The sequence below is a fragment of the Ignavibacteriales bacterium genome, from assembly GCA_016700155.1.
GTDB lineage: Bacteria > Bacteroidota > Ignavibacteria > Ignavibacteriales > Ignavibacteriaceae.
Map to the genome: position 1 here is coordinate 1,951,074 of CP065001.1, position 18,711 is coordinate 1,969,784.

General features: G+C 35.9%; 16 protein-coding genes. 10 read left to right on the top strand and 6 right to left on the bottom strand.

The features are described from left to right. Window positions 1–69: 69 nt before the first annotated feature. The 8 genes from IPM56_08110 (at window position 70) to IPM56_08145 (ending at window position 9,010) form a co-directional block, all read left to right on the top strand. Complete coding sequence (locus tag IPM56_08110) at window positions 70–1,365, top strand: pyridoxal phosphate-dependent aminotransferase (protein ID QQS37888.1); 1,296 nt, start codon at window positions 70–72, stop codon at window positions 1,363–1,365. Window positions 1,366–1,395: 30 nt separating this feature from the next. Further along, a complete protein-coding gene (gene crcB, locus IPM56_08115) occupies window positions 1,396–1,770 on the top strand; it encodes a fluoride efflux transporter CrcB (protein QQS37889.1) in 375 nt (124 codons plus the stop codon). Between the two features lie 7 nt (window positions 1,771–1,777). Continuing rightward, the gene (locus IPM56_08120) at window positions 1,778–2,137 is read left to right on the top strand and encodes a DUF190 domain-containing protein (protein ID QQS37890.1); all 360 of its coding nucleotides are present in this window, start codon (window positions 1,778–1,780) and stop codon (window positions 2,135–2,137) included. 56 nt (window positions 2,138–2,193) lie between these two features. Next, entirely contained in the window at window positions 2,194–3,609 is a 1,416-nt protein-coding gene (locus IPM56_08125; protein ID QQS37891.1) for a hypothetical protein, read from the top strand. Window positions 3,610–3,781: 172 nt separating this feature from the next. Next, window positions 3,782–6,724: a TonB-dependent receptor gene (locus IPM56_08130; protein QQS37892.1), complete on the top strand. Its 2,943-nt coding sequence runs from the start codon at window positions 3,782–3,784 to the stop codon at window positions 6,722–6,724. Window positions 6,725–6,785: 61 nt separating this feature from the next. Then, complete coding sequence (locus IPM56_08135; GenBank protein ID QQS37893.1) at window positions 6,786–8,447, top strand: T9SS type A sorting domain-containing protein; 1,662 nt, start codon at window positions 6,786–6,788, stop codon at window positions 8,445–8,447. 163 nt (window positions 8,448–8,610) lie between these two features. Continuing rightward, window positions 8,611–8,805: a hypothetical protein gene (locus IPM56_08140; protein ID QQS37894.1), complete on the top strand. Its 195-nt coding sequence runs from the start codon at window positions 8,611–8,613 to the stop codon at window positions 8,803–8,805. 7 nt (window positions 8,806–8,812) lie between these two features. Then, window positions 8,813–9,010: a hypothetical protein gene (locus IPM56_08145; GenBank protein QQS37895.1), complete on the top strand. Its 198-nt coding sequence runs from the start codon at window positions 8,813–8,815 to the stop codon at window positions 9,008–9,010. A gap of 16 nt (window positions 9,011–9,026) precedes the next feature. On the opposite strand, the gene IPM56_08150 is transcribed toward IPM56_08145, so the two are convergent. Beyond that, on the bottom strand, window positions 9,027–9,533 hold the full coding sequence (locus IPM56_08150) for an HAD-IIIA family hydrolase (protein QQS37896.1): 507 nt from the start codon (window positions 9,531–9,533) through the stop codon (window positions 9,027–9,029). Window positions 9,534–9,651: 118 nt separating this feature from the next. Here IPM56_08150 and IPM56_08155 point away from each other — a divergent pair, with 118 nt between their 5' ends. Continuing rightward, window positions 9,652–10,593 carry an LD-carboxypeptidase gene (locus IPM56_08155; protein ID QQS37897.1) on the top strand — a complete coding sequence of 314 codons (942 nt, stop codon included), beginning with the start codon at window positions 9,652–9,654 and terminating at the stop codon, window positions 10,591–10,593. Window positions 10,594–10,631: 38 nt separating this feature from the next. Here IPM56_08155 and ispE read toward each other — a convergent pair whose 3' ends face one another. Genes ispE through IPM56_08170 form a run of 3 tightly spaced genes read right to left on the bottom strand, consistent with a single transcriptional unit; the run spans window position 10,632 to window position 13,453 of the window. After that, window positions 10,632–11,456, bottom strand: coding sequence for a 4-(cytidine 5'-diphospho)-2-C-methyl-D-erythritol kinase (gene ispE, locus IPM56_08160; GenBank protein QQS37898.1), 825 nt, complete (start codon window positions 11,454–11,456; stop codon window positions 10,632–10,634). Beyond that, window positions 11,443–12,318: a homocysteine S-methyltransferase family protein gene (locus tag IPM56_08165; protein QQS37899.1), complete on the bottom strand. Its 876-nt coding sequence runs from the start codon at window positions 12,316–12,318 to the stop codon at window positions 11,443–11,445. Before IPM56_08165 ends, ispE begins: the two co-directional genes overlap by 14 nt. 10 nt (window positions 12,319–12,328) lie before the next feature. Further along, on the bottom strand, window positions 12,329–13,453 hold the full coding sequence (locus IPM56_08170) for a glycosyltransferase family 9 protein (protein ID QQS37900.1): 1,125 nt from the start codon (window positions 13,451–13,453) through the stop codon (window positions 12,329–12,331). An 82-nt stretch (window positions 13,454–13,535) separates the two neighbouring features. On the opposite strand from IPM56_08170, the gene IPM56_08175 reads away from it, so the two are divergent. Then, a complete protein-coding gene (locus IPM56_08175) occupies window positions 13,536–14,621 on the top strand; it encodes a glycosyltransferase family 4 protein (protein ID QQS37901.1) in 1,086 nt (361 codons plus the stop codon). Window position 14,622: 1 nt separating this feature from the next. Here the strand turns inward: IPM56_08175 and IPM56_08180 are convergent, their stop codons facing one another. Continuing rightward, entirely contained in the window at window positions 14,623–15,648 is a 1,026-nt protein-coding gene (locus tag IPM56_08180; GenBank protein QQS37902.1) for a hypothetical protein, read from the bottom strand. Window positions 15,649–15,845: 197 nt separating this feature from the next. After that, complete coding sequence (gene polA, locus IPM56_08185; GenBank protein QQS37903.1) at window positions 15,846–18,635, bottom strand: DNA polymerase I; 2,790 nt, start codon at window positions 18,633–18,635, stop codon at window positions 15,846–15,848. Between the last annotated feature and the right edge of the window lie 76 nt (window positions 18,636–18,711).

Genomic DNA, 18,711 nt, shown 5'->3' on the forward strand with positions numbered 1-18,711 from the left:
TGAACCGCCTTTTTTATTTCATGCATGAGTTTTGAATAATTTTTATTTTGCAGAAAAAAATTGTGAGATATGGCAAATCATAAAAATAACTTCAACATACAACTGAATTTAAATGTCAGAGGATTATATCAATCAGCTACATTGGCGATCAATGAAAAATCCACGAGACTTAAGGAACAGGGTAAGCAGGTTTACAAATTAGGATTAGGGCAATCACCTTTTCCCGTACCTCGTCCAGTTATTGATGAGTTAAAGGTCAATGCATTTCAAAAAGATTATCTGCCTGTAAAAGGACTTTTCGCGTTAAGAGAGGCAGTGGCGAACTATCATAGCAAAAGACATGGAGTTGGTTATTCAGCGGATGATGTTTTAATCGGACCCGGATCAAAGGAATTAATGTTCATGCTTCAATATGTTTATTATGGTGATTTGCTTATTCCAACTCCAAGCTGGGTTTCTTATGCACCTCAGGCAAAGATAATCGGGAGAAATGTTGACTGGCTTGAGACTAAAAAGGAAAATGAATGGAGGTTAACCCCTGAGGAACTTGATGCTCATTGTAAAGATGATCCTACAAAACCAAGAATTGTAATTCTGAACTATCCTTCTAATCCTGTCGGAGGAACTTATACAACAGATGAACTAAAAAAAATTGCTCAAGTAGCACGTAAGTATAAACTTGTTCTGTTATCAGATGAAATTTATGGCGAACTTCATTATAAAGGTAAACATATTTCAATCGGCAGGTTTTATCCCGAAGGAACTATCATCAGCGGTGGACTAAGTAAATGGTGCGGTGCAGGCGGATGGAGGCTGGGTACATTTGTATTTCCTTCTTCTCTTAGATGGCTGCTTGATTCGATGGCTGTTATGGCAAGTGAAACATTCACAGCTACAAGTGCGCCAATTCAATATGCCGCAGTAAGAGCATTCCAGGGCGGAGACACTATTGAAAAATATTTGTGGAATGCAAGATCACTTCTTGAAAAACTTGGTAATCATTGTGCAAAAAAACTAAGATCAAAAAATATTTTTGTTCCAAAACCATCGGGTGGATTTTATCTGTTTCCTGATTTTTCCGATCACTCAGAAAAATTTAAAAGGAGCGGAATAACATCAAGTATAAATTTATGTGACAAACTACTTGATGAAACCGGTGTTGCTATACTGCCAGGTGCAAGTTTTGGCAGACCAAAAGAAGAACTTACGGCAAGACTTTCATTTGTTGATTTTGATGGAGCGAGAGCGCTTGGTGCTGTTGAGCATCTTAAAAACGGGGAAGAGATTGATGAAGAATTCCTTGAAACATATTGTGCCCCAACTCTAAAAGCAATTGAACTGATCTGTGATTGGATTCCCAATTAACATTTTATTGAATTGAATAAAGGTTCATACTTGGAAAAATATATTATAGTATCTATAGGTGCTGCAGCAGGAGGAACATTCAGGTATTGGATGACTTCATTTATCCACAAGTTATTTCCATCAACATTTCCATATGGAACACTAACTGTAAACATTTTGGGAAGCTTTCTGTTAGGTGTTATTATTTTTTATTTTGATGATAAGAATTTAATCTCGCCATCACTTAAGCTGCTCTTGACCGTCGGATTTTGCGGTGGGTTCACAACGTTTTCAACTTTTTCAATTGAAACAATTAATCTGCTGCGCGATTCCGAAATATCACTCGCGCTCTTAAATATTTCTGCAAATATTTTGTTTTGTTTACTAGGTGTGTACCTGGCATATATTATTTCAAAAATATTCTGAGGTGAATATGCAAATTTCAGGAGACGCTAAACTCTTACGGATTTTTATTGGTGAAAGTGATAAACTGGACAACATTCCACTTTACGAAAAAATAGTTTTGGAAGCCCGTAATAACGGATTAGCCGGCGCAACAGTATTAAAAGGAATAATGAGCTTTGGCGGGAATAGCAGAATTCATACAACCAAAATTCTGCGGCTCAGCGAAGATCTGCCGATGGTAGTAGAAATTGTTGACGAACAGAAGAAGATAGAAAATTTTCTTCCCCTCGTTGATTCACTGTTTGAAAAGGCAAACTGCGGCGGAATGGTAACAATTGAAAAGGCTGAGATAATTATCTACAAGGCAGGAAATATTTTAGAAAAGTAGTAAGTTTGCAGTCAGAGAAATAACATTATAGACTATACAATTATTCTGGGGCAAAAATGAAAATTATCGCTGTAATTATAATATCAGTTTTAACCAACCAGTTTTTACCTGCTCAATCCAAATTCGATATTTTCAAATTGGATATTCCTTATAACATTCTAAATAATAAGAACCAGTATGATCAAATGGGTGTTTCTTTTGATTATTATTCTGATATAGACCCCTCCTTAATTGCGTACTACTTGAATTACTTGAACAGACGATATTTGAATTCAATAACAAATCCTGATTCTAACGGATATAATTTGTTGCAGTCAAAAACAAGGCAACTTATTATTCGACGGAACGACTGGGTTCAGCAGGAATTGAATGATGCATGGGAAAATATTCCAACAGTAATACTCGCATTTAAAGTACGATCTTTTCTTGACTACAGTGCTGTTGATGAAACACAACCTTTAGCATTGGAAAACAAAAAGGATTTCATCGGTAAGAACTATATAGATTTCTGCATACTCAAGTATTTTTCTTCAGATCCGTCGTTGAAATACAGCGAAGACATTGTATATGGTGTTTTGATTCCGGAGGCTGTTAAAAAAATACAGGACAATTTCTATCTCAAGTTTAAGGATATAAGTAATTTGTCCAGGTCTGAAAGGTTTGCGATTGCTGATTCTGTACATTCTTATTTTTTATTTTTTGATAAAGGTTATGGCAATGATCTATATCCCAAAATGAATATAAGAGCATATGAATTTCTTAATAGTTTGTTTGAAGAAGAATTTAACCAATCATTTTCAGTTGGTTTTGTATACGGGCAATCGGAATTTGCTCAAACAACTACTCATTCATTTAATTTCACAGAGCAATTGTCGGATTTGGTTTCAGTTAATTTCAGTGGAGATTTTGAAAACAAATTTATGTATTCAAAATATATTGGTCTTTTACTGAAACTTAAAATCAGAGAGAAAATAAGACCTTATTCATACGTTAGTATTGGTTTTAGTAAGTATTTAGATAATAAGGTTCTAAGTGCAACGTCTTCGGTTCCTGAAAGTGCTGCTCAGTATTATGTGATTCGACCAGATACCGGGATTTATGGGTATAGAATTGATTCATATTATGAATTTAGAAAATTATCTGATCCATCAATCACAACATATTCGTTTCAGTTAAACATACCCGTGTTTTATGCTTTCCGGAAATTATTTCTTGAAGCAGGGCTGGATTACACTTACTTCAATAGTAAGTTTAAATATTCACTCTCAAGGAAGGATGAATTTTTTATTCCCAATGTACTCGATCCATCTTACCTGGTAAATTACACGCATACTTATGAGTATGAGACGACACGTCATATTTTTTATCCAACCATCAGCATTAATTATGAACCATGGGATTATATAACGATCAGATCTAAATTCCGGACAAAGATTGATAAATTGAACTTTGAAATATTCTTACATCTTTAGTCAACAACCCGGAGTTACATCATGGGCGGTAAGGTTGCTTTGATTTTGAAGTGAAGATTGCATCATCTTATCCTTAACACACTCATAACATTCTCTTAACATTCCGTTAACATTGCTCCATTAAGTTGCATCCGTCGAAGTAAATAACCTTTTATTAATGTCGGAGAGAGAGATGAATAAATTCATCAACTATTTAATGAAGTTTCAGAAGGGCATCACTCGTTTGAATGGTCTTTTAAACATATCGCCAATTCTGCTTTTACTAACACTCCTGATAACTCATTCAGTTTATGCACAGGAAACAGGTACAATCTCAGGAACTATTGTCGATAAACAAAATGGTGAACCGCTTATCGGGGCAAATATTCTTTTGGAAGGCACATCAATTGGTGCCGCAACTGATATAAACGGAATTTACAGGATAACCAATGTACCCGTTGGTTCATACAATCTAATTGCTTCAATGATCGGATATACTAAAATGACTGTTACAAATGTTGATGTGACAGGAAAGGAAAATCTTAAGCTCGATCTTATTCTTGTATCCGAGGCAATAGAAACGGAAGCTGTTATTGTCACCGCCAAGATGATATTAAATAATGAGGCTAGCCTGTTAAAAGACAGACAAAAATCAACGAGTATCAGTGACGCTATAAGTTCCGAGCAACTCTCAATGACTGGCGCAAGCGATGCAGGTGATGCAATGAAAAAAGTCGTTGGGTCAACTGTCGTAGACGGAAAATATGTTTATGTACGTGGTCTGGGTGACAGGTACAGTAATACCCAGCTAAATGGAACCGAATTACCAAGCACTGATCCAAATAAAAAAGCGTTTCAGCTTGATTTAATTCCCACAAATTTACTTGAGAATATCATAACTATAAAAACTTTTACGCCGGATAAACCGGGAAATTTCAGCGGAGGAATAGTAGATATTGGGACAAAATCATTTCCGGAGAATTTTACATTAAAAGTTTCAGCTTCTTCATCCTATAATAATCAGACATCGCTTAGCTCAAACTTTTTAACTTATGAAACAGGCGGTAGTGACTGGCTTGGTTATGATGATGGAACGAGATCTATTCCATCTCTCCTGACTAATGAAAATGTTGTTATTCCCGTCAGACAGCAGGCAAGATTTAATACCGATCAGGCAATACTTCTGGATTCATATTCAAAATCGTTTAATTCAAATATGAATGTAAAATCAAGTACGGCTCCAGTTAATCAAAGCTATTCTTTCTCAATGGGTGATCAGATAAAAATTAATGAAGAATCATCCTTCGGATATTTAGGCAGTCTCACATATGGAAGAAGCTATTCGTTTTATGAAAATGGAGTTGTAGGCAGATATTCGGTTTCATCACTTGATGCAGATATTTTAAATCCGCAGTTATTAGTCAATGATACTAAAGGTACTTCGGAAGCAAACTTAGGAGGCTTAGCGAGTTTTAGTTATAATTTCAACCCGACACAACAAATTGGCGGAAACGTTTTTTATTCAAGAAGCGGTATCTCTGTTGCTCGTTCTCAGGCAGGTGAATGGCCCCAGGAATTCGGCACCGGACCTAACTCACCGGTTTTTAATAATAAAGTTTTAAACTGGACTGAAAGGGATATTATCTCGTATCAAGTTCGTGGTCAACACTTTTTAAGTCCTCTGCTTGGTTCAACTGTTGATTGGAGTTTATCTTTTTCGGAAACTAATCAGGATGAACCTGACTTCAGGTTACTGTCATACAGTGTCGGACAAACAGCTAATGGACCAAACTACATTATATCCGGTTCAGGCTTTGATAATCCTTCAAGATACTTCAGAGCACTGGAAGATAACACACAAAACTATGTCGTAAATATTTCAATTCCATTCAGTCAGTGGGATGGATTGAACGGTAAGTTTAAAGTCGGAGGATTTTATCAGAACAGTGAGAGAACATTTACCGAAAGAATTTTTTCCTACTCAGTAGATAACCAAATATTTAACCAGGTGGGCGGTAATCTGGATATTTTCTTCAGCGATCAATACACAGGAATTACTAGCGTTGATACAATTGGTACAACTCTTCGGTACAATTTCGGAAATGTTATTACTGATAATTCAAAAACAAAAAATAACTATAACGGAACGCTTGAGGTAAATGCTTTTTATGGAATGGTTGAACTTCCGTTATCGCAGAGCCTGAGATTCGTAGGCGGTATACGGTATGAGAGTACTGACTTATCGTTAATAAGTAAGGATACAACTCAGACTAAAGGTGAAGTTGTTGAAGATGATTTATTGCCTTCAATAAATTTTATATACTCATTGACGGATAATATGAATGTACGCGCATCTGCTACCCAGACATTGGCCCGCCCCAACTTCAGAGAAATTGCACCCTACTCAAGTAAAGAATTTATTAATGACGTTGAACTTGCAGGTAATCCAACTCTTAAAAGAACGCTTATTACAAATTATGACCTTCGCTGGGAATGGTTTACTAACCCGGGTGAAGTAGTTGCGGTAAGTGGATTTTACAAACACCTTGAAAATCCAATTGAGTTAAGCTATCAACAATATTCAGCAGTCTCAAACCCTGTTGTTCAATACCAGAATGTTGAAAAAGCAACCGTAGCCGGCGTAGAGTTAGAATTCAGATTGGGACTGGGTCAGCTATCTGATTTTCTGTCTAACTTTTATATAGGTACCAACCTCTCTCTTATCTATTCTAACATTGATATTGCACAGAGTGAAATGGATCAGCGGCTTGCAATTGATTCATCCTCAAGTTCAACAAGAGAACTGCAGGGTCAGTCACCTTATGTCTTCAATGTAGATTTAAGTTATTCAAACAACACAACAGGTACTAATGCAGGATTATACCTTAACACTTTTGGAGAAAGGTTAGCTAAGGTTTCTGCAAATGTAAATCCAGATGTTTATGAGCAGCCAGCACCACAGCTCAATTTTACACTAAGTCAAATTGTATATCAAAACCTGACATTAAAGTTTGGTGTAATGAACTTGTTAAATGCTTCATATAAAGAAGTAGCCAGATTCAAAGATCAGGATTATACGTTCCAGGAATACAAAAGAGGAATTACATATTCGCTTGGAGTCAGCTATTCACTTTAAGAATATCAGGCGGATATGAGAACATTAATATCAATAAATCTAATAAGGAGAAAATAGTACGATGAAAAAACTACTGCTCACGATTATGTTTCTTATACTGCCATGGATCATTTCAGCACAAGTAAACATCACAGCGGACATCACGAGCAACACAACGTGGAGTTCAGAGAACATATATATGTTAGATGGGCTTATCTTTGTAGATTCATCAGCAACACTGACCATAGAAGCAGGTACAGTAATAAAAGCAAAGCTTCAGTCAAACATCACCACGGGCGATGGAGCCAGTGCACTGGTAGTAAGACGCGGCGGAAAAATAATAGCCAACGGAAATCTGAATCAGCCGATAATATTCACAAGCGAATTAGATGATGTAAACAATCCAAATGATCTTACAGCAGATGATAATCAGTTGTGGGGCGGTGTAATCCTTTTAGGCAGAGCAACAACAAACCAGCCTACAACAGAAAACCAGATAGAAGGTATACCTACAACCGAGAATGCAAGGTTCGGAGGAAATGATGATAGCGATAACTCAGGCGTACTTAGATTTGTATCAATACGTCACGGAGGATTTTCAATAAGCGGCGTACCCGGAGATGAAATCAACGGACTAACAATGGGTGCAGTAGGTTCAGGCACAACAATAGAATTTGTAGAAGTATTTGCAAACTTTGATGACGGATATGAATGGTTCGGAGGCACAGTAAACACAAGATACCTTGTAAGCGCATTCTGCGGAGACGATGCATTTGACTGGGATATGGGATTCAGAGGTAAAGGACAATACTGGTTTGCAATACAGAAAAGCACAGAAGCCGGAAGAGGCGGAGAACTTGACGGCGGAGATGATTGTGAAACCTGTCAGCCATACGGAATACCAATGCTTTCAAACATTACCTGGATAGGTTCAGGTGCAGGTTCATCGGGAGTAGGCGGTGATGGTAATGACAGAGCATTATACTTCAGAGACAATTCAGGCGGAAAGTTATGGAACTCAATCATAACAGACTTTGTAGCAAGTTCAGGAGCTTTGGATATTGAAGACCTTGCATCAGGAGAAGACAGCCGTGCAAGACTTGATGCAGGTGAATTAGTTATACAGAACAATTACTGGTGGGGCTTCAGCAATGGTAATACACTTGCAAGCGTAGCACCGCAGAGTTATGTACAGACACATCTTACAGCAAACACAAATACTATTGCTGATCCGCAGTTAAGAGGAATCAGCAGAACTAACAATGCAGGATTGGATCCAAGACCACAGAATGGTGCACCTACCACAACTGGTGCTATTAATCCTCCTGACCCCTGGTTCCAGGTAGTACCTTTTTATGGCGCATTTGATCCTGCAAATGGAATTTGGACTGAAGGCTGGACATCTGTTTCTCAATTAGGATTTACACCTACAACAAATTTTGTTTCCGGTGTTGAAGAAGACCAACTTTCATCAGTTCCATCAGATTATAGCTTGTCACAAAACTTTCCGAATCCATTTAATCCTTCGACCAAAATCCAATTTTCTATCCCGAATTCATCTGAGATAAAATTATCGGTGTACAATATTCTCGGACAGGAAGTTGCAGTATTGGTGAATGGTTTTAGAAATGCAGGAACCTATGAAGTAAATTGGGAAGCTTCTGATATGCCAAGTGGAGTTTACATTTATGCAATTCAAAGTGGTAATATTTTTATTACAAAAAAAATGACATTACTAAAATAAAATTTGTTCTCTCTCTCAATCCTTCGACTAAGGGCGATCTGCATAGACGCCCTTTTTTATTAACGATAAATTAATATCTCAATAACACTCTGTTAATCTTTAAGAAGCAGTTCAGTTATATATTTCGTCACAAAAGTAAATAACACAATCGATGGAGGCTAATATGAACAACAAGTATGAGGAAATCATTGACCCTGAAGAGTTTCTCTATTGGGTTAGATTAAGCGGTGAAAAGAAATCGAGTGCTGATAATGATGAGAATCAAAACCTTTTAAAAATAATTAGAAATGATTCAAACTTAGAGTGGCGCCAAGAGTATGAATTGATTTATAAATCTCACAAACTTGAAATCTATTGAGGTCAAATTGAAAACTGGTGATATGATCAAATATGCGTTTCCAAATCCTACAATTGCTGGAAAGGAATTCATAATTGGTAAAATAATTTCTATTTCATTGGAAAAGGTTTCAGTCTTATGCTTAGACAAAAGTAAAATGGATATATCATTTAAAAATTTTCATCAAATTGAATCCATAGAATCGGATGAAATTGGAAATGTCTAAAACTTAATTCCCATAATTATTGTTTTAATTGGGCAGCGATTATAAGTTCCGCCAATTCTCTAAACGCTCCATTGCCACCTTTATTTATGCAAACATAGTCGACTAATTTTTTAATCTCCTCCATTGCATCTGCTGGAGAAGCAGAAAAACCAACACTTTTAATTATTTCGATATCATTTACATCGTCACCTATAAAAGCGATTTCTTCACCTGTTAGCTGATGGGTAAACAAAATTTCATTCAGTATTTTCTTTTTATCCTTCACTCCTAAATGAAGTTCCGTTATTTTTAATTTTGCTGCTCTTGTTTCAACAGATCCGGATAATTCTCCAGTTATAATTCCGGTTTCTATGCTCAGGAGATTCCTTAATCGTTCTACACCCATTCCATCCCTGATAGAAAACCTTTTTAACTCTTCACCCTTAGCCGAATAATAAACCCCGGTGTCGGTTAAAACACCGTCATTGTCAGTCAAAACAAATTTAATTTTTTTTAATTTTCTATTTAGAATGTCAATATCCAATTGTCTCTCCTCAAATTCGGTTGTGTCAATAAAGCAATTTTATGATTAAATAGTTATTGTTAGATATACAATGAATGCTTAAATTCACGGCACTTTCAACAATCAATTTACAACGAAAATGAAAATCATCAAACCAAAACGATTGCGAAAAGGGGATACCATTGGAATAATTGCACCTGCTTCCAGCCCGGACGACCTTAGCAAACTTGAACAAAGTATCAGGTATTTTGAGAGCCTTGGTTATAAGATTGAAACAGGTGAAAACGTAGCCAGTTCAAGAGGTTATCTGGCTGGAAAAGATGAAGAAAGATTATCTGATTTTCATGCCATGTTCAAATCAAAAAAGATTAGTGCAATCTTTTGTGCAAGGGGTGGTTATGGTTCCGGAAGATTGTTGGATAAAATTGATTACAGATTAGTTAGAAATAATCCTAAAATATTTGTTGGGTACAGTGATATAACTCAACTTCAGTCAGCCCTGCTTACAAAATGCGGATTACTTACTTTTGCCGGACCGATGCCGGTAATAGATTTTGGTGGTCAAATAAGTACGTTCACTGAAGAACGTTTCTGGGAAATGCTTACTACCAATAAAAAAATCGGAAAGCTGCTTCAACCGGAAAACGAAAAACTATTTCCAATAATTAAAGGAGATGTAAAAGCTCGTTTGTATGGTGGTAATTTATCAAACATAGTTAGCCTGATCGGGACTGATTATCTTCCTTTTATTAAGGATAAAATCTTGTTCCTCGAAGAAACTGGCGAACTGCCATATCGTGTTGACAGAATGTTTAATCATCTGCGTCTTGCAAAAATGCTTTCAACATCAAGAGCAGTACTACTGGGAGCATTTGTGGATTGCCACGAACACGATTATTCAAAGCGCTCACTTACATTAGGAGAAGTTATACAGGATTATTTCAGCAATTCGAAAAATACCGTGATGTATAACTTGAAGCATGGACATTTGAAGGACAATCTAACTTTACCCATCGGCGGACTGATTAAAATTCATTCAGCAAGGGGATATATAGAGATAACTGAAGGTTTATTACGTTAACTTAATAAATAATTTAAGTTATTGTGATTTACTTAGTTTTACATCTCGTCGGAATGTAAGTATGCAAAATAGTTCTCAGGGTAATTCTTAATAGCTTCTTTAGCTATACTAATCTCGGGGAAAATACCAAAAACAGTTGAACCGCTGCCACTCATTGATGAATACAATGCACCTCTTTCAAGTAAGGAACTTTTTATTTTTGCGATCTGAGGGTATTGTTGAAAGACAATTTCTTCAAAATCGTTTTGAAGTTTAGAAATGTTTAATTGATGCTCCACTTCAAATATTTTAGTAAAAGCCTGCGTTGGCTTTGGACTAATATTCTGGTATGCCCATTTGGTGGATATATGAATTCCTGGGTTAATGACTACAATGGGGTATAGAATTTTTAAATTGACCGGACTTAACACTTCGCCACGTGATGTTCCATAGCTGGGAACTGGATTGAGAAAGTAAGGCACATCAGACCCAAGATTTAATGCAATTATTTTTAACTCTTCTTTTGATAATCTTAAATCAAATAATTCATTGAGCATTAATAACGTCGTTGCTGCATTAGAACTTCCACCACCTAATCCAGCGCCTATAGGAATATTTTTCTCCAAACTTATATGACAATTCAATGGTAGATTTACATACGATGCAAGTTCATTTTTTGCTTTGACAATCAAATTGTCCTTGGTCTCAAGTATGTTCAGGTTGCATCTAAAAAGAGTAGTATTGTTAAGTTCTATTATTAATTTATCCGATAAACTAATTGGATAAAAAATCGTTTCAATATTATGATAACCATCTGATCTTTTCTTGGTTACATAGAGTCCTAAATTTATCTTTGCCGGGCAATGTCTTTCAAGTGTTTGCATCAATCATCTTTCTTAGGTATTTGGTGAAAAGCGGGCTTGAACCACAACAGCTGCCAACCAAGCAAGGATTTTTGGGTAAATATCTTTTTGTTATTTCAGAATATTCAATTGCTGATGGTGTAATTCTTGAGTTATTCTTTTTTTTCGAATCAAAAACAATTAAGTATGCTCCCCATAAAGTTGATTTACAGATTATTGGATAGACTAGACTAAATGTCTTGGAATCAATGCAATTGTAAGATATAGCTAGTGGAGAATAGTCATTTAATACCTCGAGTGCCTTGAAAAAATTTTCTCCTGAAAGTAAGGTTAGATCCGGAAGAACATATAAGCTCACAACGAAAGGTATTTGATTAACACTGCAGTACTTTGCAATAATTTCGATTTCATCAAGATGACTTTGTGTTTCGTTTAATATAAAGTGAACACCACAATTCCATAAATTTGTAATATGATAATGGTGATTTAGTTCAAGTTTTTTTTTGCTAAGAGTTCTATTTCGTTGATAACAATCTTCTGCCGGAGGATTAGAACCAGCAATGAGTACATTTCTATTTTCTGAAGCCTCTTTGGCTAAATCGACTGCCGTTCTAATATAATTCTCTTTTTTACTTATACCTGATTTCTCCAAGGTCGATGGATTAGTTCTGAAAGTATTAGTTGTGATGATATCAGCCCCGGCTTTAATATATGCTTTGTGAATTTTTAATACTTCCGGAGAGGATATAATATTTGCTCTTGTGCTCCATAGTAAATCTTTTTTTGCAAATTTTCGAGATTCAAGCAGACTACCCATAGCACCATCTAGAAGAAGTGGTCTTCTCTTTTTTTTTGCATCCCGAAAGATATTTTCTAATTGCATTGTATTTTCTTTAACTATGCATAGAATAATATTTATCAATCTCAGCTTCTATTCTAACCAGATCTATCATTTTAATACATTCGAGATCATAAGGACATTGTTTTTTCCAGCAGGGTGAACAAGATAATTCTTCTTGAAATAGTTTTATCCCCCGGTCATACAAGTCAATTTCTGTCCAGCAGCTTAACCCAAACCATGCTATGACAAATTTCTTTAACGCAATTGCCAGGTGCATTCCAAATGAATCTCCAGTTATCACAATGTCGGGAATAGCTTCGTAACAAGCTCCTTTTCTGACTCCACCTGTAGTTGGAGTGTTGATTATTCTGCCTTCAAAGTGCGAATAAATTTCATTGTTTCGGATTGTGTCTTCTGGTCCGCCAAGCAAAACAATTTTGTAAATATTTTTCTTCAATAATTTATGAATAAGATTTACATGCTGTTCAACAGTCATTTTTTTATTTGGAAATAATTCTGAACAACCTGTATTAAATCCGATAACTTTATCAGGAGATGTTATTCCAACTGAAGATTTATAGTCTTCAATAAACTTAATCTCATCATCCGAAAATTTAAACACATAGTCATTTCTTGAATATTCAACTTCAAAAGTTTCTGCCAGGTATTCCTGCCCAGTTTTTTGATTCACTTTAAACTTCAGATGATTATTCATTCCAAGTTCAAAATTATAGGCTGCTCCATCATTTACAGGAATTATTTTTCCATCTTCATTTAGTCCAAATCCCAGCTTGTGAACTGCATTAACAGTATTTAAAAGCGCACAGGAACGCTGCGATTTATCAACGTTCATCACATAATCGTATTTGATGTGAGACAGGATTGAAATGGATTCGGCATCATAAACAAAAACCTGGTCAATGAATTCGTTGTACTTCAGGAGCGGTGCAGCATTCTTAAGGGTTACCCAATGGATTGTTGAAACCGGAAATTTCCTTTTCAGGGAAACAAGTTGTGCCGTTGTCATCAGAACATCACCCATTGCATCCAGATTAATAATCAGAATTTTGGTCCCAACAGGTAGATTATCTTTGCATCCATCTTTCCAGCAATCGTGATCGGGATAACATGGTTTATAACCGTTAAATCTTTTACAGGATGGAATCTCGTTTAGCATATAATTATTTTTGATTGAATTAAGTTTAATTTTATGTTAGAAATATAACAAACAATTTTTTAAGGTTAACCTGTAATTATCAATGACGATTTTTCAATTTAGTTTTGGCGATGGTTATGCAGGAAGTTCTAAAGTAGCATTGGTTAGTTCAAGATTATTGATGAATACCGGTCACATTGTGCATCTGTTCGTCTCTGAAAATTCTCTAACCGAAAAAAGAGCTACAGAAGACAACCTCATTGTCCATTCAATTAATTCCAATCAAAAATTAAATGAAATCTTAAAAAAGATATTACCGGTTTTTTCGGCTGAACATCCCGCTGTTGTAATCTCTCATCATTCATTAGACAGAAAAATTGGTATTGAATTAAAACGTCAGTTCAAAAAATCATTTATAAATATCGGGTACAGGCATAACATTAGTAAGACTGTTCCTATCATAGGTCCATTTATTTATAACAGGTATTATGACTATCTCATAGCCTGCAGTCAGGGTGTTGCCGATAGTCTTACTTCATCAGGAATTAAAGAAAATAAAGTGAAAGTCATTAGAAATTCCATCACTTTACCTGAGAACCTTTCTGCAATTTCAGGAGAGAAAATTCGTGAAAGTCTTAGTCTGAAAGATAAAATCGTTCTTGGAATGTCAACATGGTTTCATAAAGAACGGAAGGGATTTGATATTTTATTCGAAGCTATAAAAGAACTTGATGATAAATTTATCTTGTTATTAATCGGGATACCTGAAAGTGATAAAAGTAAAGTTATTGATTTCGCTTCCTCATTTAATATTCCAAAAGAAAAATTAATAATGCCGGGCTATGTTGAAAATGTGTGGGAGTATTATAACGCCATGGATATTTTTCTTTTAACTTCGCGTTCGGAAGGATTTTCGTTAGCACTGCTTGAAGCAGGTGCAGCAAGGCTTCCGATAATTGCTTCAAATATTCCCGGTAATAATGAGTTTATAGTTGATAAACGGAACGGGGTTTTATTCGATATCAACAAACCCGATCAGTTAAAGGATGCAATATTAAAACTTTCCGAGGATAAATTTTTAGCAGGAGAGTTTGCTGCAAAAGCTTACAATGACGTGATGGAAAATTATTTACTAAAAAATTATTCCGACGCTTTACTGAATTTTCTCGCTGCGGTAACTCATAAATAGACTATCGTACTTTTAATTTACCATTACTGATTAATTCTACCTTTTCAAGAACTTTACTTACATCCAGTTCCTTCATACACTCGTGATTATACGGACATTCAAGTTTGTTACAAATAATACAAAACAGATCTTCTTTAATCACAAAAGTAGAATTATCGGAATATGGTCCGTGGTTTTTAGGATTTGTCGGACCGAAAATTCCCAATGTTGGTTTACCCAGTGCAGCGGATATATGCATTGGTCCTGAATCATTTGCCAAAATGATGTCACATTCATTTATCAATGATGCCATTTTATTAAGGTCGGTTTCAGGTGCTCTAACAGCCTGCGAGCCCAATGAGTTAATTATCTTCTCAGTATCAACTTCATCACCCGGACCCCAGAGGATAAGAAATTTGCATTTATATTTTTTATCTAAAGTTTTACAGATTTCTATCCACTTTTCTGCATCACATCTTTTGGATGCCCAGCCTCCGGCAGGAATAATTCCAATTACATTTTCTACATCCGAGAATGTTTCCTGAAAAAATGTTTTACCAAATTCTTTATCAGAAGGGGAAAGATAAAATGAAACTTTTTTAGAAATTACGGGAATATCAAGCGGTTTCAGGACTTCAAGATTATGTTCAGCCGAATGATAATCACCTCTGCCGGAAGTTGCAAGAATATTGTAAGCATATTTGCGTCCACGGTAAGCAAAACCAACTCTGTATTTAGCGCCGGATAGAAAAGTAATTTGCGCACTGCGTGGGTTAGACCATAGATCAATAACCATATCATATTTTTTTTTGCGAAGACGAAGAGCGACTTTTAGCGGGAATTCAGTTTTACCCATTGTCAGAACTTCATTAACAAGAGGATGATTTATCAATGAATCTTTTGCGAAAGTTTCTGTGAGGTAATCTATCTTCACATATTTAAAATGATTATGAAGATTTTCAAGAGTAATAGTTGATAAGATTATATCGCCAATACCACGCGGTTTAATACAAAGGATTTTTTTTATGTTCGACTTATCAATCTTCATTTCAATTTAACTCCCCCAATTATTTATCTTGTCTGTTTCCACAAACTGTAGCAATATCCTTGTCCTGAGCTTGTTTCGGAATCTTGAAATGAGTTTTTGCTAACAAGTAGAACCTGAAACAAGTTCAGGTTGACAAAAAAAGACTTATGCAAAATCATCCACCAGCAGCGGATTGTAAATTCTAAATTGTACATTACTTAGTGTGCATCGAGCCAGTTGTCACCAACTCCCGTCTCAACAAGAATAGGAACATTCATTGGAAGTGCTTTCTCCATCAGTTCTTTTATTAAAGGCTGAACATCATCTATCTCATCTTTCGGTGCATCGAACAACAATTCATCATGCACCTGCAATACCATTTTTGTTTTGAACTTTTTCTTCTCCAAAGCAGCGTGAATTTTTATCATCGCGAGTTTTATCATATCAGCAGCAGTGCCCTGTATAGGCATATTGATAGCGACACGCTCTTCAAACTGACGAAGAACTCTATTGTTGCTGTTAATGTTTTTCAGGAATCTTCTTCGTCCGATGATCGTTTCAGCATAACCTTTATCTCGTGCGTTCCGTACCGAATCATCCATAAAATTTTTAACACGTTTGAAAGTGCCAAAGTAAGTATCGATGATTTCTTTTGCGTGAGTTTGAGAAACACCAAGGCGTGTCTTCAAACCGAATGAACCGATGCCGTATAAAATTCCGAAGTTAACTTCCTTCGCTTTGCGTCTCATATCCGCAGTTACATCTTTCGGATCAACCTGGAAAACAAGTGCCGCGGTGCTTCGGTGAATGTCTTCGCCTTTCTTAAATGCTTTTGTCAATCCTTCATCACCGCAGATGCTCGCCATTATACGCAACTCAATCTGACTATAATCTGCGCTGATGATCAAATGATCTTTATCTCTTGGGACAAAGGCTTTTCTTATTTCTTTACCACGTTCGGTTCTTATCGGAATATTCTGAAGATTAGGATTAACACTTGACAATCTTCCCGTTGAAGCAACTGTCTGGTTAAAGTTTGTATGTATTCTTCCTGTTGATGGATGAATAAGTCCGGCAAGTGCATCAGTATAAGTTGATTTTAATTTCTGTACCTGTCTGAACTCAAGTATGTGTTCAACTATATCGTGTTCACCTCTTAAGTTTTCAAGTGAACGGGCATCAGTTGAAAATCCTGTTTTTGTTTTTTTACCTTTTGCTAATCCCAATTTACCGAAAAGAATTTTCTGTAATTGCTGTGGTGAATTTATATTAAACTCCTCACCGGCGGATTTAAATATTTGTTTTGAAAAACTGTCGAGTAGTTTTTCAAGGTCCTTACTTAGAGTTGTTAAAGTTTTTTTGTCAACTTTAATTCCTTCGCGCTCCATATCTTCAAGAACAGGAGCGAGAGGGAACTCAACTTCATAAGCGACTTTCTGTAAATTTTCTTTTTCAATTTCTTTACTAAGTACTTCATAAAGCTGATATGTAACATCCGCATCCTCACTCGCGTAAGTAGATAATTGATTAACATCAACTTCAAATATTTTTGAAGGATCTTTCTTTGCACCGATAAGATCGCTTAGCGGGATTGGTTTATAGTTAAGATACTTCTGTGAGAGATCATCCATACCATGTTTCTGATCAGGGTCAATAAGATAACTTGCGAGCATAGTATCGAAATAAAAATTCTCAACCATTATACCTGCACTACGCATTACTGATATATCAAACTTACCGTTCTGACAAACTTTTTTGATTTTCTTATTTTCAAAAACAGGTTTGAAGATTTTTACAAAGTCTGTAAGAGGCAGTCTGTCCTGAACTTCTTTGGAAAACAAGTCACCCTTTTTCGAAACAGGATTGACCGCAACAAAATACCCTTCACCAGCTTTCGTTGAAAAAGATGCACCGGCAAGATTAAGCGTAAGCGGGTCGAGTCCATCGGTTTCAGTATCAAAGACAAACAGATCAGTTTTATTAAGATCAGCCGCTAAATTCTTTGCGTCTTTTACTGTAGTTATAAGCTTATAGTTTGAACTTTTACTGTCGTGAACAACAACGGGTTTTTCCTCAACGATTTTTTCCTGGATAATTGAAACTGGCTTTTCTTCCGGTGCAGATGAATCAACACTGTAAAACTTCATTAACCGTGTATATAGAGTTTTGAATTCCAGATCAAGAAGCACCTGTTTTAATTTATCAATGTCCGGCTGTTTGAATTTTGCTTTATCAAAATCGATATCCATCGGAACAGAACAATGTATTCTCGCAAGTTGTTTGGATAGAAAAGCATTTTCTTTGTTCGCGATTAATTTAGTACGTGTTCCTTCCTTAGTAACTTTATCGATATTCGCATAAAGATTTTCAATCGAACCAAATTCCTGTATAAGCGGCACTGCAGTTTTTTCACCAATACCTTTCACACCAGGAATATCATCTGATGTATCACCAATGAGAGCAAGGTAATCGATCATCTGCTCAGGCTCAAAGCCAAGATCAGTTTTTATTTTTTCACGATCATACAACACAGGTTCATCTGAAGACCTGCCAGGACGAATTACTTTTACTTTATCGGTTACAAGTTGGAAGTAATCTTTATCAGGTGTTATTGCAAAAGATTCAAGTCCGAGTTTCTCAGCTTTCTTTACGGCAGTACCAACAATGTCATCAGCTTCATAACCGGGTTGAATGAGAACCGGGATGTTCAACACTTCGACAAATTCCCTGATCTTCCCGATTTGTGGAATCATATCTTCCGGCATAGCCTGTCGTGATGATTTATAATGTTCGTATTGTTCGTGCCGAAAAGTTTTTTCCTTTGAATCGAATGCAACTGCTATGTAATCAGGTTTATGATCTTCAAGAATTTTCAAAAGCGCATTCATAAATCCGAATATTGCGGAAACCGGTTCACCTTTAGAGTTAGTCAGCGGACGGTTAATAAATGCGAAGTATGATTTGTAGGCTATTGCAAGCGCATCAACTATGACAAATGTTTTAGACATATATTTTTATTTAATACTTAGTGAACCTAAGTGTTCTAAGTGTCTAAGTGGTAAAAAAAACACCACTAAGACACTA

Coding starts and splice junctions, on each gene's coding strand:
- IPM56_08110 (QQS37888.1), top strand. CDS start 70: ATGGCAAATCATAAAAATAACTTCAACATACAACTGAATTTAAATGTC.
- IPM56_08120 (QQS37890.1), top strand. CDS start 1,778: ATGCAAATTTCAGGAGACGCTAAACTCTTACGGATTTTTATTGGTGAA.
- IPM56_08125 (QQS37891.1), top strand. CDS start 2,194: ATGAAAATTATCGCTGTAATTATAATATCAGTTTTAACCAACCAGTTT.
- IPM56_08130 (QQS37892.1), top strand. CDS start 3,782: ATGAATAAATTCATCAACTATTTAATGAAGTTTCAGAAGGGCATCACT.
- IPM56_08135 (QQS37893.1), top strand. CDS start 6,786: ATGAAAAAACTACTGCTCACGATTATGTTTCTTATACTGCCATGGATC.
- IPM56_08140 (QQS37894.1), top strand. CDS start 8,611: ATGAACAACAAGTATGAGGAAATCATTGACCCTGAAGAGTTTCTCTAT.
- IPM56_08155 (QQS37897.1), top strand. CDS start 9,652: ATGAAAATCATCAAACCAAAACGATTGCGAAAAGGGGATACCATTGGA.
- ispE (QQS37898.1), bottom strand. CDS start 11,456: ATGCAAACACTTGAAAGACATTGCCCGGCAAAGATAAATTTAGGACTC.
- IPM56_08165 (QQS37899.1), bottom strand. CDS start 12,318: ATGCAATTAGAAAATATCTTTCGGGATGCAAAAAAAAAGAGAAGACCA.
- IPM56_08170 (QQS37900.1), bottom strand. CDS start 13,453: ATGCTAAACGAGATTCCATCCTGTAAAAGATTTAACGGTTATAAACCA.
- IPM56_08175 (QQS37901.1), top strand. CDS start 13,536: ATGACGATTTTTCAATTTAGTTTTGGCGATGGTTATGCAGGAAGTTCT.
- IPM56_08180 (QQS37902.1), bottom strand. CDS start 15,648: ATGAAGATTGATAAGTCGAACATAAAAAAAATCCTTTGTATTAAACCG.
- polA (QQS37903.1), bottom strand. CDS start 18,635: ATGTCTAAAACATTTGTCATAGTTGATGCGCTTGCAATAGCCTACAAA.